The following is a 15049-nucleotide window of genomic DNA, read 5'->3' as shown; positions in this document are numbered from 1 at the left end:
CATGACGTGGATCGCTGCGGTCGCACGGTTGCGGGCACGCCGGGAGTCCGGCGTGCTGGTGACCGTCGCGACCGTGCGCGGCCATGCCCCGCGCGACGCCGGTGCGAAACTCGTCGTGGGGCAGACCGAGACATGGGGCTCGATCGGCGGCGGCAATGTCGAGGCCGTCGCGATCGACCGGGCCCGGGAGATGATCGCCGTGTCCAAGCCGGAGCCGGAGCTGATCGATTTCGCCCTGAACGACAAGGTGACCAACCAGCACGGCGTGCAGTGCTGCGGCGGTACGGTCTCGGTGCTGCTCGAACCACTGCCGGTGGTACGGGCGGTGGCGATCTTCGGCGTCGGGCACGTCGGGCTGGAACTGGCGCGCATCCTGGCGCGTCAGGACCTCGACCTCCATCTGATCGACACGCGCTCCGACATCCTCACCGAGGAGCGGCTCGCCGTGCTCGCGGATGCGGTGGCGCAGGTGCACGTGCATCACACGCCGCTGTTGCCCGAGGAGGTGCTGGAGGAGTTGCCGCGCGGCACCCACATCCTGATCATGACCCATGATCACGCCGAGGACGCCGCTCTGTGCGACGCCGCCCTGCGCACCGACCATCTCGGCTCCATCGGGCTGATCGGGTCGGCGGCCAAGTGGGTGCGGTTCCGCAAACGCCTCGCCACCGAGGGCGGTCACGACGAGGCCACCATCGACCGGATCAAGACCCCGATCGGGCTGGCCGACATCACGGGCAAGGAGCCCGCGATCATTGCCCTGAGCGTTGCCGCGGATCTGGTGCGCACCTTCGAAACCGAGAAGAGCTGACTCCTTCGCGGATCCTCCCGGGAGGGATCAGCGGCAACGCGAGCAGAACGACACGGGCCGGGCGGGCCACCGCTGATCGACGCGGTGGTCCGCCCCGCTCACTCCCGCGACGCGCACGCCGCCCAGGTCAGGCGCTCTTCGCCGATCAGGCCGCCGTCCGCGGGCATCAGGACGACGTGGTGTCAGCCGAGGCTGTTGCCCCACAGGGAGGTGTCGGTGCTCTTGAGGCTGGGGACGCCGCCGTACGTGCCGCCGTCGACGGTGACGAGCGGGGCGGAGAGCTGGTCTTCCAGAATTCCGTCGCGGACCCGCACGATGGTGCTCTCGTGGCCGGTCCTGCCCGGCTTGAACGTCTTCCCGTCGATCGCGGCCTTCAGGTAGTACAGGGCGTACTTGGCGTAAAGATCGGCCGGCTGGGACACGGTGGCGTCGATGGTGCCGTTGGAGATGTTCTTGAGTTCCCTGGGGGTGCCGTCGTTGGAGACGACGAACACGTGTCTCCTGTCCTTCGGGCCGGCCAACAGCCCTTCCTGCTTGAGCACGTGGAGCGTGCCGGACAGGGCCAGGCTGGACTGTATGTAGACGCCCTTGATGTCCGGGTGGGCCGTCAGGTCGGTCTGGAGCTTCTGCGCGGCGACGGCGCCGTCCCAGTCGGTGGTCTCGCCGAACACCGTGATGCCCGGGTAGTTCTTCTTCATGCAGTCGTTGAATCCCTGGGTGCGGTCACGGCCGTTGATCGATGCGAGGTCACCCTCGAGCATCACGACCTTGCCCTTGCCGCCCAGTTCGGTGCCCAGGTACCTGCATGCCTTCTCGCCGTAGGCGCGGTTGTCGGCGCGGACCACCATGTAGAGCTTGCCGGTGTCCGGGCGGGTGTCGATGGTGACGACCGGGATCTTCGCCGCCTGCAACTGCGCCAGGATCGGCGCGATGGCAAATGTGCTCTGCGGGGCCATCGCGATGCCCTTGACGCCCTGGAGGATGAACGTCTGAGCGTTGGCGGCGAGTTTGGCGACATCGTTCTGCGAGTTGGTGGTCTTGAGCGAGAGGCCGAGCCGCTTGGCGTACTCCGGCGTGTACTTGATGTACGCGTTCCAGAAGTCGGTGTCGGAGCGCGGGTAGTCGACGCCGACAAGCGGCTTGCCGCCGCTCGACGTGGCCGTGGTGCCGCCGTTGCCGCCGCAGGCACCGAGCAGTCCCAGTGCGGAGAGGGCGGAAGCGGTGGAGCAGAGGACGGATCTGAACCTCATCGGTACTTCCTCGCGCTGGGTGAAGTCCCAGCTCACACCAAATTACCTCTTTGCCTGACCTACCGGCGAAAAGGTCATTCACCCTCTACGTGTCAGGCGCGCCCGTGCGCCTGCTGCGTGTGTCGGGACAGTGAGTCGATGACCACCGCGGCGAAGAGCACCCCGCCCGTGATCACCAGCTGGAGGGCGGTGGGCGTGTCGGTGAGGGCCATGCCCGAGGCGATCGACTGGATGACCAGCATGCCGAGCACTGCGGACCAGGTCGTACCGCGTCCTCCGAACAGGCTGGTGCCGCCGATGACGGCGGCGGCGATGGCGTTGAGCAGCAGGACGCCGGAGCCGGAGTTCTGGCTCACCGACGTGATGCGCGAGGCCAGGAACAGGCCGCCGGTCGCCGCCAGGGTGCCGGAGACCGCGAGCACGGCCGTCTGTACGCCGGTCACGCTGAGGCTGGCGCGACGGGCCGCCTCGACGCTGCTCCCCAGTGCGTAGACCTGCCGTCCGTAGGGCGTGCGCCGGAGCACGATGTCGAGACCCGCCACCACGGCGAGGAAGATCAGCAGAGCGAGCGGCAGGCCCTGGAACTGGTTCAGCACGTAGGCGGAGGCGAACGCGATCACCGCCACCACTCCCGTGCGCACCCAGATGGTGTGCAGCGGGCGGTGGGGCATGCCGACCTCCCTGCGGCGGAGCCTGTCCAGGTAGGAGGCGAGGAAGACCAGAGCTGTGGCGCATGCCGCCACCGCGTAGGCGACGGCGGCATTGGCGAAGTAGTAGCTGGTCAGGTGGGCGATGAGTCCGTTCTCGTCGAGGTTGACGGTGCCGCTGGTGCCGAGGACGGCGAGCATGAGGCCGTTCCACGTCAGCAGCCCGGCGAGGGTGACCACGAAGGCCGGCACCCGGGTCCTGGCGACGGAGTACCCCTGGACGGTTCCCGCCACGGTGCCCGTCAGCACGGCGGCGATCAGGGCAAGCCATTCCGGCACGCCGTTGTTGACGCTGAGCACGGCGAAGACCGCGGCGGCGAGCCCGCTGATCGAGCCGACCGACAGGTCGAGTTCACCGAGCAGCAGCACGAAGACGATGCCGACCGCGATGAGGCCCGTACCCACGATGTCCACGCCGAGGTTGGACAGGTTGCGGGGCGAGAGGAAGGTGGAGTTGATGCACTGGAAGATGATCCAGACCGCGGCGAGGACGAGGGTGACGGGAAGGTGGCCCAGCTCACCGGCGCTCAGCCTGCGCCGCCGGACGGCGATCCAGCCCGCCACGGCACGGGTGACCGCCCACCCGGTGCGGCGCTGACGGGCTTCTGCGGTGGCTGCTGCGGGATCGGCCCGCGTCTCGTCCGGCATGTCACGCATCCCTTTCACCACTCGGCCTCGCGGTGGGCCGGCCGGCGGGGCGCGGTGTCCGTGGCGCCCGTGATGCAGGAGATGATCTGCTCCTGAGAGGTGGTGCTCACGTCGAAGAAACCGTTGTTGCGGCCGAGCCGCAGCACGGCGGCCCGGTCCGCGAGGGCCTTCACATCGCCCATGTTGTGGCTGATGAGCAGGATCCCCAGGCCGTGGTCGCGGAGACGGTCGACGAGGTCGAGGACCTCGGTGGTCTGCTCGAACCCCAGCGCCGCGGTCGGTTCGTCCAGAAGAAGGACGCGCGGGTCGCCGAGAAGCGAGCGGGCGATGGCGACGGTCTGCCGCTGGCCGCTGGACAGTGACACCACGGGACCGCGCAGATCGGGGATGCTCCGGGTCAGGCGCTCCAGCAGCTGCATGGAGCGGCGCTCCATCTCCACCTCGTCGAGGAAGCCGAACCTGCGGATCTCCCGCCCGAGGAAGAGGTTGCCCACGACGTCAAGGCTTCCGCACAGCGCCAGGTCCTGGTAGACGGTGGCGATGCCGAGGTCCCGGGCCTCCTGGGGCCGCCGTATGTGAACGGTCCGGCCCTCCCACTCGATGCTCCCCTTGTCCGCGGGAGCGACCCCGGAGATCACCTTGACCAGGGTGGACTTGCCCGCTCCGTTGTCGCCGAGCAGGGCGAGGACCTGGCCGGCGTGGATCTCCAGCTCGATGTCCCGGAGGACCTCGACGACGCCGAAGCGCTTGCACACGCCGTGCAGGGCGAGCAAGGGGGGCGGCAACAGAGTCTCATCTCCTTCCCGGGGCTGGGCCGGGCGGTCCCGCCTGTCAGGTCAGCCCGGCCTTGTGGCAGTCGCCCGCGAGGGGCGGGGCGCAGATCTGTGCGAGCGTGTACACGCCGCCCTTCACCAAGGTGTTCTTGATGGTGGCAAGAGTCACGGGCACTGGGGTGAGCAGCACGGCCGGAACCTCGGTACCGCCGCGGGTTTTCACCCGCCCGGTGGCCACCCCGTCGAGGCTCTGGCCACGCGCGGCGGCCACGGCCATGGCGCCGCCGGCGGCAGCCTCGGGTCCGAACGGCTTGTAGACCGTCATGTACTGGTCGCCGCCGACAATGCGCCGTACGGCTGCGAGCTCGGCGTCCTGCCCGGTCACGGGTGGCAGCGGGCTGACCTTGTTGGCCTTGAGGGCGGTGATACTGCCGGCGGCGAGGCTGTCGTTGGCGGCGTAGACGCCGTTGATGTGGCCGACGCCCAGGGCGGAGATGGCTCCGGACATGTTCAGGTTCGCCGCCGCCGCGCTCCACTGGGGGGTGTCGTACTCCTTGGCGATCGTCACCTTCCCCCGGAGTTCGGACAGTGCGCCCTGCTTGAACAACAGCGCGTTGGGGTCGCTGGGGTCGCCGTTCATCATCACGATCCGGCCGGCGTGCGCCTTGGCGCCCATGGCCGTCAGCAGCGCCTTGCCCTGGAGCCTGCCGACCTCCTGGCCGTCGAAGGAGACGTAGCCCGAGATCGGGCCCTCGGCGAGGCGGTCGTAGGCGATGACCGGGATGTGCGCGGCTGCCGCTCTGTCGACCGAGGGGCGCATGGCCCTGGCATCGACGGCCGTCAGCACGATGGCATCGACCCCGTCGGCGATCGCCGAGTCCATCTGTTCCTGCTGGATGGCCACGTCACCCTTGGCGTTGGCGTGCTCGATCGTGCAGTCGCTGCACGACTGCCGGATCTTCTGTTCCAGCAGGGGCCTGTCCTGCGTCTCCCAGCGGGCGGTGATGGAGTCCGGCAGCAGCACGCCGATCTTCCGCGCGCTCCCGGAGCCGGAGGTGTTCCCACCGCCCGATCCGCAGGCGGCGAGGGACACGGCCGTCGAGAACGCGGCCAGGGCAAGGGCGGTGTCCCGAACGCAGGCATTCATGCGCGAGGCGTCCCTCCTCCCTGGAGCCACGCGGCTGCGGCCGCGGTGCAGCAGCGCGGCCCACCGGGGCGAGGCGGGGTCTCGGCCAGCACCCGGCCGGACCGGACGAAAGCGGCACAACGACCACTTCGTCAGTGTGACACCGGCCATGGTGAACTGCGAACTCGGTGCCGCGCAGCCGACATGAAGCCAATCTGTCCGGTTCATCCCTCTATGCGATTCTGGTAGGGGGGAGTGCCCGGTGGCAGCCGGTCGGCACCCCGGCACGGACGGGAGGTGGATGCGGACATGCCTCACGACGGCAGTGCCCGGGCCGGACTCCCACAGCCGGGGACAGCCGAGGCCGGCGCCGCGGACACCGGCTCACCGCCGGAGCCGGAGCCCCCCGTGAGCGTCCGCGCCCTGGCGTTCGCCGGAGTGGAGCTGGCAGTGCTCTATGTGCCCGGAGCAGGTTCTGACGACCTTCGGTCGGTGGACACGGCCGGATGCGCTCCTGCCGAGTACGGGCTGCCGGAGCGCCTGCCCCTGTCCGGCGGCTCGCCCGCGGCCCACGCCTTCCGTGCCCCCCACCCCGTGTGGCTGACCTCCGCGGCACTCGCCGCCTACCCCGAGGGAGGTCCGGCGCCGCCGCGAGCCCGGACATCGCTCGGCGCGTTGCCCCTCGGCGCCGAGGGCGGACGGCTCGGCTGCCTCGTCGTCGTGGGCGCCGGTGAGAACGGCTTCGAACCCGTGCAGCAGCGCTTCCTGGAGCGCTATGCCGACGTGGTCACCGGCGTGCTGGAGGCCGGGGCCGGGGGAGGGGGAGGGGCGCCGCCGGCACCCTTGAGTTCCGCACTGCGCCGCATGCGCGTCGGCTCCTTCGTCCTGGTACCGGAGACCGGCGTGATCGACGCGGACGAGACGCTGTGCGAACTGGTCGGCATCAGGCCGGAGGACTTCGACGGCAAGGCGGACTCCCTGCTCGCGCACGCACTGCCGGAAGACCTGCACGCGCTGATGTCGGTGCTGGAGCCGTCCACCCGGACGTCCGGCCGACGGGAATTGGACTTCCGTGTCCGCTGCCCCACTGGTGAGATGCGCTGGCTGAGTCTGAGGTGCCGCGTGGCGGCGGGTGCCGACGACCGGCCGGAGCAGGTGCTGGGCGTGGTGACGGCGACCTCGGTCCTGCACCGGGGCGCCGACGACGTCTCCCGGATCCAGTGGTTGACCGCCGCACTCGACAAGGCCACCACCGTGCGCGACGTCAGCCAGGTGGTGATCACCGCCCTGCGCGAGCCCCTGAGCGCCGACCGGGTGGCGCTCGCCGAACTGCGGCACGAACGGCTCCAGGTCACCCTGCTCGACCCGCCGCAACCCGCTGCCTGGCCGCGGACATGGCGTGGCCAGTGGCGTTCGGAGTGGCCCGACGCACCCCTCAGGGCCCTGCCCACCCTGCAGATGGCTCTGCGAGACGGACGTATGGACCTGTTGCCGGCAGGCGCCTCCTTCGAACCGGGACTCGACGGCATCGGCCCCGGAGGCCTCGCGGTCCTGCCGCTGCCCGCCAGGGGCCGGGTCGTCGGCGTGTGCCTGATCGGCTGGGACCGGCCGCACGAGTTCGCCCCCGAGGAACGTTCGCTGCTGACCGCCACCGCCTCACTGGCCGGCCAGGCCCTCACCCGCGCCCACGCCCATGACGCCGAACAGGAACTCGCGACGATGCTGCAGCGCAGCCTGCTGCCGCGACGCCTGCCCGAGCTGCCCGGCGGGATCGCCGTCGCCCGCTACCTGCCCGCCCGGCGAGGACTGCAGGTGGGCGGCGACTGGTACGACGTGATCTCTCTCTCCGAGGACCGGGTGGCGCTGGTCGTCGGCGACGTGCAGGGGCACAGCGCCGCGGCCGCGACGATCATGGGCCAGATGCGTACCGCGGTCAGGGCGTACGCGGTGGAGGGCCACCCGCCCGACGTGGTCGTCTCGCACGCCAACCGCCTCCTCGTCGGCATGGAGACGGATCTCTTCGCCACCTGCTGCTACGCCGAACTGGACCTGGACGAGGGCGACGTCCTGTTCGTGCGGGCCGGGCACGTCGCACCGCTGCTGCGCCATCCCGACGGCAGCACCGAGGAGGTCGAGGTCGAGGGCGGCCTTCCGCTGGGCATCTCCATGGACGCCGACTTCCCGATGACCGCGGTGGCGCTGGCGCCCGGATCGATGCTCGCCCTGGTCACCGACGGGCTGATCGAGGCCGCCGACCTGTCCCTGGACGAGGGCATGCGCCGTACGCGCGCCGCCCTCGCCGCGGCCGACCCCTCGGATCCCGGGCAGGTGGCCGACGACCTGCTGGGTGACGTCGGCCGTCGCGAGGACGACGTGGCGCTGTTGCTGCTGCGCTACGACGGCATGAAGACCCGGCCGATCCGGTCGGGCTGGCTGGTGTGGCGGCTGCCCGACGCCGTCATGCACGCCCGCCGGTTCACCGCGCGCACGCTGCGCCGCTGGAAGGTCGAAGAAGCCACCGACCCGGTGCTGCTGGTGGTGTCCGAACTCGTCACCAACGCCCTGGTGCACACGCAGGGCCCGGTCCGTCTCGACCTGGTGCTCCGCGGGGACCGGGTGCGTGTCTGCGTGAGCGACTCCTCTCCGCGGGCGCCCGCCAAGCCCGTGATCGTGGACTGGGAGTCGACCGGTGGCCGGGGGCTGCTCCTGGTCGAGGCGATGTCGGAGTCCTTCGGCACGGTGCCGGTGGCCGGCGGCAAGCAGGTGTGCAGCGAGATAGCGGTACGGCGTCGTGAACCGGCTCCGGTGGGCGCGGAACCGGACGCGAGGACGGGGACGGATCATGACGTGCCGTAGGCGGAACGTGGGGCCCCGTACGCGGTATGTCGTCGGCGCGCTTGTCGCGGGCCTGCTGACCATGCTCTCGGCTGCCTGCACAGGAGACGGAAAGGTGACCACGGACGGCTTCACCGTCGGCCTGCTGCTACCGAGCCGAGAGGCGCCGCGCTGGGAGAGCTCCGACAAGCCGCTGATCGAGCAACAGGTGAAGCAGCTCTGCCCGCACTGCAACGTCACCTATGCCAACGCCGGCGGCGACTCGACGGCCCAGCGCCAACAGATGATCGCCATGATCACCATGGGGGTCAGGGTCCTCGTCCTCGGTGCCACCGACAACAGGGCGCAGCGCTCCTCCGTCGAGGCGGCGCACGACGCGGGCGTCCCTGTCGTCGCCTACGACAGGCTCGCCGACGGCCCGGTCTCGGGATACGTCAGCTTCGACGGCGTACAGGTCGGCATCCTGCAGGGCCGGGCCCTCCTCAGGGCCATGCACGCCCCGGCCAAGGACCGGACCATCGTCATGATGAACGGCGACCCGACCAGCCCCAACGCCGCGTTGTTCAAGAGGGGTGCACTGTCGGTCCTGCGGGGCAGGGTGAGGATCGGCCGTTCCTACGACACACCGGGCTGGAGCCCGAACAACGCGAACGCCAACATGTCCGCCGCCGTCTCGGCCCTGGGCCCGGGCCGGATCGACGGCGTCCTGGCCGCCAACGACGCCATGGCCGCAGGCGTCATCTCCGCGCTCAAGAGCGCCCACGTCAGGCGCCTTCCACCGGTCACCGGCCAGGACGCCGACCTCGACGCGGTGCAGCGCATCGTCGACGGCGAGCAGTTCATGACGGTGTACAAGTCCTTCCGCGCGGAGGCCGAGGCAGCCGCTGCCATGGCCGTCGCCCTGGGCCGCGGCGAAGAGCTGCACACCATCGCCACGACGACGATCGACAGCCCCACCACCCGTCACATCCCGTCCGTGCTCCTCACCCCGGTCGCCGTGACAACCGCCAACATCAAGCAGACCCTCGTCAAGGACGGTGTGTACACCATCGCCCAGATCTGCCCACCGCACCTGCGGACCGCTTGCACGAAGGCGGGGCTGACTCCGTAGACGGCGGATCAGGCGGGAGCGGCCCCGGATCACAGAGATCCCACAAGAACCGCCCCTACGGTGCCCGGCGGAAGTCGGCAACGAGGGGGAGCACCATGGATCGTTTACGTCATCTGGGCGGGCGCTACCGTCTGGAACACGTCCTGGGACACGGGGGGATGGCCGAAGTCTGGCTGGCGTACGATCTGCTGCTGTTCCGCCGGGTCGCCGTGAAAACGCTCCGGCCGGAACTGGCGGCCGATGCCGAACACTGGGCGCGATTCCGCCGTGAGGTCGTCTCGACGGCCCTGTTGGGCCACCCGTCCGTCGTCGCCGTCTATGACGCGGGCGAGGACACGATCGACGGCCGCCTCGTCCCGTACCTCGTGATGGAATACGTCAAGGGCACCACGCTGCTCCAACTCGTGTGCGAGGCACCGGCCGTCGAACCCGAGCACGCCCTGGAACTCACCGCCGGCGTGCTGGAGGCGCTCGATCACGCCCACAGCCACGGCATCGTGCACCGGGACATCAAACCGGCGAACGTCATGCTCTCCGACGAGGGCACCGTGAAGGTGACGGACTTCGGCATCGCCCGCTCAGTGGACCGGGCGGGTACGACCCTCACCCGCACCTCGGTGGTGGTGGGGACGGCCGAGTACCTCTCGCCGGAACAGGCCCGGGGCGAGCAGGTGGACGTCCGCACCGACCTGTACTCGACCGGCTGCCTGCTGTACGAACTGCTCACCGGGCGCCCCCCGTTCACCGGTGACACCCCGCTGGCCGTGGCCATGAAGCATCTGTCGGAACCACCGGTGCCTCCCTCTGCCCACGCCCCGCGGTTGCCCGCCGCCTACGACACCCTGGTGCTGCGCGCGCTGGCCAAGGACCGTGCGGACCGGTACCAGACCGCGGAAGAGATGCGCGACGCGGTCGGGAAGGTACTGGCAGGCCGTGCCCCGGCGGTCACCACGGCGCCGCCGGCTCCGCCTGCGGAGGTTCGGCACACCCGGCTGCCCCCACCCCCGGATCCCCGGAAAGAACGCCCTGTGCGCCGCCGGCGCATCCGCCGGCCGCTCCAGGCGATGGCGGTGCTGCTGGCGGCCGCCGCCTGCACCTACGTGATCACCGGATACCACGCCCCTGCTCGTCCCCGGGTCGCGGCACCCACGCTGATCGGCGAGACGATGGCCGAAGCCCGGTCGAGCGCCCAGGCACGCGGCGTACGCGTCCAGCCCGTCCGACACCGGGTGTGCCCTCACCCCGGCACGCCCGTCGGCCGAGTATGCGAGCAGACACCCTCGCCCGGCAGCCAAGTGCCACGTCACGCCATTCTGCGGGTCACCCTGTCTCCTGGCACACCTCAGCAGAGGTAGAGCTTCCCTCGCGCCACCAAGACCGTTTCGTCAGTGCGTACGCGACCTGTGGGTGTTCGGTGCCTGTCTGGTTCGGCCGCGCCGGTCACTCCGTTGCCCGTGGCGAGGAGGGAGCCGTCGGGCTCGAAGACCGGGGAGAAGATCCAGCTGATGAGTCAGATCCGCAACATGCTGCGAGCGCTCGCCTTCGACCGGTGCGGGCCGCGCGGCCTGGTCGTGTCGCGCCTCGACCGGGCCCTGACGATGTTCGAGGACCCGCCGACCGCCACGCTGGCGCCCGCCCGTCAAGGGATCCCGGTGGGCATCGACGCGTCCGTCCCCCGGTTCAACCACACGCACCCGCTCCCGCCGGGCGCCACGCTGCTGCTGTTCACCGACGGCCTGGTGGAGCGCCGCGACCAGCACATCGATACCGGTCTGGAATGCCTGGCCGAGCAGGCCGCCTCCCTGGCCGCGGCTCCGCTGGACGAGCAGTGCGACGCCGTGATCACCCGAAGCGGCCAGGTGTTCGACGACGATGTCGCCGTACTCGCCCTGCGCATCCCGGGTGGCCCGGCACGGTGAGACGGAGGATGCGGCCATTGCGGTCGGAGTCGTCCTTGGCGGGGACCCCCACGAGTGGCGCAGCAGCGTGCAGTTCTTGCGTGAAGCAGGATAAATCGGATATGCGAATTGCGAAATTTTGCAATTGGTAAGATGCTGACTTCGCTGTGCCCGTAGGTAGCCGCGGGCACAGGTTCTGTGTGTCCCACCCCTGGTAGGGGCGTTGCGAGGAGAAGAGGGGCCTGCCGTGTCGGTGCCGCTGTACCAGGCGAAGGCCGAGTTCTTCCGGATGCTGGGGCATCCCGTACGGATCCGGGTGCTGGAGCTGCTGCAGGACGGGCCGATGGCAGTGCGGGATCTGCTGGCCGCCATCGAGGTGGAGCCCGCCAGCCTGTCCCAGCAACTGGCGGTGCTGCGCCGCTCGGGGATCGTCACCTCCACCCGCGGGGGCTCGACCGTCGTCTACGAGCTGGCCGGCGGAGACGTCGCCGACCTGATGAAGGCCGCGCGCCGCATCCTCACCGAGATGCTCTCCGGGCGGAACGAACTGCTGGCAGAGCTGCGGGAAACCGAGGTCGCCGCGCGATGAGCTCCTCGTCCACCCAGGTGGTCCGCGCCCGGATCGGCTCGCTGCTGCCCTCCCGTGCCGACCTGGTGGCGGTACGGCGCGATCCGCGCCGGGACCTGCTAGCCGGGCTCACGGTCGCGATCGTCGCCCTGCCGCTGGCGCTGGGCTTCGGGGTCTCCTCCGGGCTCGGCGCAGAGGCGGGGCTGGCGACCGCCGTGGTCGCCGGTGCGCTCGCCGCCTTCTTCGGTGGGTCCGACGTGCAGGTGTCGGGGCCGACCGGGGCCATGACGGTGGTTCTGGTTCCGATCGTCGCCCAGTACGGCCCGACCGCCGTTCTCACGGTGGGGCTGATGGCCGGCGTGCTGCTCGTCGTCCTCGCCGCTCTGAGGGCCGGGCGCTATATGCAGTACGTGCCCGCCTCCGTGATCGAGGGCTTCACGCTCGGCATCGCCGGGGTGATCGGTCTCCAGCAGGTGCCGAACGCCCTCGGCGTGCCCAAGCCGGAGGGCGACCAGGTGCTCGTCGTCACCTGGCACGCGGTCGAGGAGTTCGTGAAGGCACCGAACTGGACGGCCGCAGGTCTCGTGGTCGGCGTGGTCGTGCTCATGCTGGCCGGTGCACGGTGGCGGCCGACCGTGCCGTTCTCCATCATCGCGGTGATCGCCGCCACGGTCATCGCCCAGGTCGCCCACCTGGACGCGAAGCCGATCGGCGACCTGCCCGCCGGGCTGCCCGCGCCCTCCCTGTCCTTCCTCGACCTCGGCTCGCTCGGCTCACTGCTGGCCCCGGCCGTGGCGGTGGCCGCGCTGGCCGCGCTGGAGTCGCTGATGTCCGCGGCCGCCGCCGACGCGATGACGGTGGGCCAGCGTCACGACCCGGACCGGGAACTGCTCGGCCAGGGCCTGGCCAACATCGCCGCCCCGCTGTTCGGCGGCGTCCCGGCCACCGGCGCGATCGCCCGCACGGCCGTCAACGTCCGCACGGGCGCGGGCTCCCGGCTGGCCGCCTTCACCCACGCCGCGGTCCTCGCCGTGATCGTCTTCGCCGCGGCACCGCTGGTGTCGAAGATCCCGCTCGCGGCACTGGCCGGTGTCCTGCTGGCCACCGCGATTCGCATGGTCGAGGTCGGCTCGCTGAAAGCGATGGCCAAGGCCACCCGGTCCGACGCGGCGACACTCGTCCTCACCGCGGCCGCGACCCTCGCCCTCGACCTCGTCTACGCCGTCATCATCGGCCTGGTCGTCGCCGGCGCCCTGGCGCTGCGCGCGGTGGCCACGCAGGCCCGCCTGGACCAGGCGCCGCTGGACCGGGACGACCACACGGCCGAGGAGTACGCGCTGCTGGCCGAGCACATCGTCGCCTACCGCATCGACGGCCCGTTGTTCTTCGCCGCGGCCCACCGCTTCCTGCTGGAGCTGACCGAGGTGGCGGACGTACGGGTCGTGATCCTGCGGATGTCGCGGGTGTCGACGATGGACGCGACCGGCGCCCTCGTCCTCAAGGACGCGGTGGAGAAGCTGAACCGGCGCGGCATCCTCGTCCTGGCCTCCGGCATACGCCCCGGTCAGCGACAGGTCCTCGACTCCGTCGGCGCACTGGAACTGCTGCGCCACGGGGGCCGGGACTACGCCACGACTCCCGAAGCGATCCGGGGCGCGCGTGACCACCTGGAAACCGCCGGGATCTTGCCCGCCGTCCCGGCGCAACAGACACGGCAGGCTCAAGCGGCACTCAGTGAGGAAGCCCTCCAATGAGCACATCCGCCACTGCTCTGCGCATGGTCGGCATTCCCGGCGCGGAGGCCGTCTGGCTCCTGGAAGGGAGCCGACTGGGGCGGCTGGTCTACAACCAGCAGGAGACCATCCTGGTCCGGCCGTCGCACCACGTCTGGGAACTCGGCCGACTGATCATCCGGACACCCGCGTCGGCCGCGGCCATCCCCGCGGAGGCGACGTACCACGTGGACGACATCAGTGCGTCCACGGGCGCCGGCTGGACCGCCACGATGTCCGGGCCGGTGGAACCGGTCACCGACCCGGACGAGGCAGCCCACTACCGGCGTACCCTGCGCGGCTGGACCCACGGCCCGCACGACGCGGTGCTGCGCATGCAGCCCAAGACCGTGTCGGGATTCCGGCTGGTCCTGACGGAGAAGTGATGTCACAGGTTCAGGAAGTCCTTCCCCACCGGCACGTGCTCACGTTGCCTGCCGAGCCGGCCGCGGTCCGCCTGGCTCGGGAGACCGCCGAGCAGGCGCTGGTGGAATGGGGCATCGGGCTGCGGCACCCCACCGTGGACCCGGCCCTGCTGGTCCTCGGCGAGCTGGTGACCAACAGCGTCCGGCACGCCGCCGTGCTCTCCCCGCAGGTCACGGTCATCTACGCGGCCGGCCGGGACTGCTTCGCCTTCGCCGTCCACGACCGCCATCCCTACCAGCCCCCGCTGTACGGCGCATTCGCCGGCGCAGGCTCTGCTGGGCTGGCCACCGTCATGGAGGTCACTCTCGGCCTGGGTGGCACCGCGGCCGTACGCCCGGACGCGGACGGCCGGGGCAAGGGCATCTGGATCACTCTGCCCCTGTGACCGGACCGCAGCACCTGACCGAACTGCGCAACTGGTCCGCCGAAGGCCGGCAGGCCATCACCGAGGCCGCCCGCCGCCCACGGCCGAGGACCGTCGGCACTGGGGGAGGGCCGGCAGGAGTGGCGCACAGATGACCGGCCATCCCGACTTCACCCGTACGATAAATGCATCTATTTACCAATAGAAGGATATTGACTCCATGAGTGAGACTCTTCCCCCTTGCCCCGAATGCTCGGGCGTGTACACGTACGAGACGGGCGCGCTTCTCGTCTGCCCGGAGTGTGGCCACGAGTGGTCGCCGTCCGACGCATCCGTCGATGCGGGCAAGGTCATCAAGGATGCGGTCGGCAACGTGCTCGCCGACGGCGACACCGTGACCGTGGTCAAGGCGCTCAAGGTCAAGGGCAGCCCGTCCGGGATCAGGGCGGGTACCAAGGTGCGCAGCATCAGGCTCGTCGACGGCGTGGACGGTCACGACATCGACTGCAAGATCGACGGGTTCGGCGCCATGCAGCTGAAGTCCAGCGTGGTCAAGAAGGTCTGATCCGGCGCCCCGCCGGGCCGGTGACGCCGTTCAGCCGCGGTTGCCGCCCTGAACCGGCTGCTCGCGACGGCCGCCGAAGGACAGCCGGAGCATACGGGCATCGCCACAGCGCGGGCCGTTCTTGAGGTCAGCACCGTTGAATATGGGTGGCCTGGCTCCTCGCTGCGGGTTCGGGCCTGTCGGTGCCGCACGCGA

The 15049-nt window shown here is 70.4% G+C and carries 14 protein-coding genes; 10 read left to right on the top strand and 4 right to left on the bottom strand.

Annotation, left to right across the window (positions count from 1 at the left end):
* The first annotated feature begins 1 nt into the window (after position 1).
* On the top strand, positions 2-811 hold the full coding sequence (xdhC, locus tag ACFYZB_RS12810) for a xanthine dehydrogenase accessory protein XdhC (protein ID WP_388757765.1): 810 nt from the start codon (positions 2-4) through the stop codon (positions 809-811).
* A 182-nt stretch (positions 812-993) separates the two neighbouring features.
* Here xdhC and ACFYZB_RS12805 read toward each other — a convergent pair whose 3' ends face one another.
* From ACFYZB_RS12805 to ACFYZB_RS12790, 4 genes are all read right to left on the bottom strand, one after another.
* Positions 994-2061 carry a sugar ABC transporter substrate-binding protein gene (locus ACFYZB_RS12805; RefSeq protein ID WP_388757763.1) on the bottom strand — a complete coding sequence of 356 codons (1068 nt, stop codon included), beginning with the start codon at positions 2059-2061 and terminating at the stop codon, positions 994-996.
* 92 nt (positions 2062-2153) lie between these two features.
* Positions 2154-3425, bottom strand: coding sequence for a sugar ABC transporter permease (locus ACFYZB_RS12800; protein WP_388757761.1), 1272 nt, complete (start codon positions 3423-3425; stop codon positions 2154-2156).
* 5 nt (positions 3426-3430) lie between these two features.
* Positions 3431-4204: an ATP-binding cassette domain-containing protein gene (locus tag ACFYZB_RS12795; protein ID WP_351205204.1), complete on the bottom strand. Its 774-nt coding sequence runs from the start codon at positions 4202-4204 to the stop codon at positions 3431-3433.
* Positions 4205-4247: 43 nt separating this feature from the next.
* Entirely contained in the window at positions 4248-5336 is a 1089-nt protein-coding gene (locus tag ACFYZB_RS12790) for a substrate-binding domain-containing protein (RefSeq protein ID WP_388757759.1), read from the bottom strand.
* A 288-nt stretch (positions 5337-5624) separates the two neighbouring features.
* On the opposite strand from ACFYZB_RS12790, the gene ACFYZB_RS12785 reads away from it, so the two are divergent.
* The 9 genes from ACFYZB_RS12785 (at position 5625) to ACFYZB_RS12745 (ending at position 14854) form a co-directional block, all read left to right on the top strand.
* A complete protein-coding gene (locus tag ACFYZB_RS12785) occupies positions 5625-8171 on the top strand; it encodes a SpoIIE family protein phosphatase (protein WP_388757758.1) in 2547 nt (848 codons plus the stop codon).
* Positions 8158-9261, top strand: coding sequence for a sugar ABC transporter substrate-binding protein (locus tag ACFYZB_RS12780; RefSeq protein ID WP_388757756.1), 1104 nt, complete (start codon positions 8158-8160; stop codon positions 9259-9261). Before ACFYZB_RS12785 ends, ACFYZB_RS12780 begins: the two co-directional genes overlap by 14 nt.
* Before the next feature lie 95 nt (positions 9262-9356).
* Positions 9357-10616: a protein kinase gene (locus ACFYZB_RS12775; protein ID WP_388757754.1), complete on the top strand. Its 1260-nt coding sequence runs from the start codon at positions 9357-9359 to the stop codon at positions 10614-10616.
* 150 nt (positions 10617-10766) lie between these two features.
* Positions 10767-11180: a SpoIIE family protein phosphatase gene (locus ACFYZB_RS12770; RefSeq protein WP_388757752.1), complete on the top strand. Its 414-nt coding sequence runs from the start codon at positions 10767-10769 to the stop codon at positions 11178-11180.
* A gap of 226 nt (positions 11181-11406) precedes the next feature.
* A complete protein-coding gene (locus ACFYZB_RS12765) occupies positions 11407-11748 on the top strand; it encodes an ArsR/SmtB family transcription factor (protein WP_388757750.1) in 342 nt (113 codons plus the stop codon).
* Entirely contained in the window at positions 11745-13481 is a 1737-nt protein-coding gene (locus ACFYZB_RS12760) for a SulP family inorganic anion transporter (protein ID WP_388757748.1), read from the top strand. Before ACFYZB_RS12765 ends, ACFYZB_RS12760 begins: the two co-directional genes overlap by 4 nt.
* The gene (locus ACFYZB_RS12755) at positions 13478-13885 is read left to right on the top strand and encodes a pyridoxamine 5'-phosphate oxidase family protein (protein WP_388757746.1); all 408 of its coding nucleotides are present in this window, start codon (positions 13478-13480) and stop codon (positions 13883-13885) included. The genes ACFYZB_RS12760 and ACFYZB_RS12755 overlap by 4 nt, the downstream gene beginning before the upstream one ends.
* Positions 13885-14310 (top strand): ATP-binding protein, encoded by a 426-nt coding sequence (locus tag ACFYZB_RS12750; protein WP_388757743.1) that lies wholly within the window; start codon positions 13885-13887, stop codon positions 14308-14310. The genes ACFYZB_RS12755 and ACFYZB_RS12750 overlap by 1 nt, the downstream gene beginning before the upstream one ends.
* Before the next feature lie 199 nt (positions 14311-14509).
* A complete protein-coding gene (locus ACFYZB_RS12745; protein WP_388757740.1) occupies positions 14510-14854 on the top strand; it encodes a zinc ribbon domain-containing protein YjdM in 345 nt (114 codons plus the stop codon).
* The last annotated feature ends 195 nt before the right edge of the window (positions 14855-15049 follow it).

The sequence above is a fragment of the Streptomyces sp. NPDC001852 genome (assembly GCF_042891825.1).
Taxonomy (GTDB): domain Bacteria; phylum Actinomycetota; class Actinomycetes; order Streptomycetales; family Streptomycetaceae; genus Streptomyces.
The sequence above is the reverse complement of the archived record's forward strand: the minus strand, read 5'-3'. Positions and strand labels throughout refer to the sequence as shown.

Excerpts from the sequence above, each read along its gene's own strand:
- xdhC (WP_388757765.1), top strand. The coding sequence starts at position 2 with ATGACGTGGATCGCTGCGGTCGCACGGTTGCGGGCACGCCGGGAGTCC.
- ACFYZB_RS12805 (WP_388757763.1), bottom strand. The coding sequence starts at position 2,061 with ATGAGGTTCAGATCCGTCCTCTGCTCCACCGCTTCCGCCCTCTCCGCA.
- ACFYZB_RS12800 (WP_388757761.1), bottom strand. The coding sequence starts at position 3,425 with ATGCGTGACATGCCGGACGAGACGCGGGCCGATCCCGCAGCAGCCACC.
- ACFYZB_RS12790 (WP_388757759.1), bottom strand. The coding sequence starts at position 5,336 with ATGAATGCCTGCGTTCGGGACACCGCCCTTGCCCTGGCCGCGTTCTCG.
- ACFYZB_RS12785 (WP_388757758.1), top strand. The coding sequence starts at position 5,625 with ATGCCTCACGACGGCAGTGCCCGGGCCGGACTCCCACAGCCGGGGACA.
- ACFYZB_RS12780 (WP_388757756.1), top strand. The coding sequence starts at position 8,158 with ATGACGTGCCGTAGGCGGAACGTGGGGCCCCGTACGCGGTATGTCGTC.
- ACFYZB_RS12775 (WP_388757754.1), top strand. The coding sequence starts at position 9,357 with ATGGATCGTTTACGTCATCTGGGCGGGCGCTACCGTCTGGAACACGTC.
- ACFYZB_RS12770 (WP_388757752.1), top strand. The coding sequence starts at position 10,767 with ATGAGTCAGATCCGCAACATGCTGCGAGCGCTCGCCTTCGACCGGTGC.
- ACFYZB_RS12760 (WP_388757748.1), top strand. The coding sequence starts at position 11,745 with ATGAGCTCCTCGTCCACCCAGGTGGTCCGCGCCCGGATCGGCTCGCTG.
- ACFYZB_RS12755 (WP_388757746.1), top strand. The coding sequence starts at position 13,478 with ATGAGCACATCCGCCACTGCTCTGCGCATGGTCGGCATTCCCGGCGCG.
- ACFYZB_RS12750 (WP_388757743.1), top strand. The coding sequence starts at position 13,885 with ATGTCACAGGTTCAGGAAGTCCTTCCCCACCGGCACGTGCTCACGTTG.
- ACFYZB_RS12745 (WP_388757740.1), top strand. The coding sequence starts at position 14,510 with ATGAGTGAGACTCTTCCCCCTTGCCCCGAATGCTCGGGCGTGTACACG.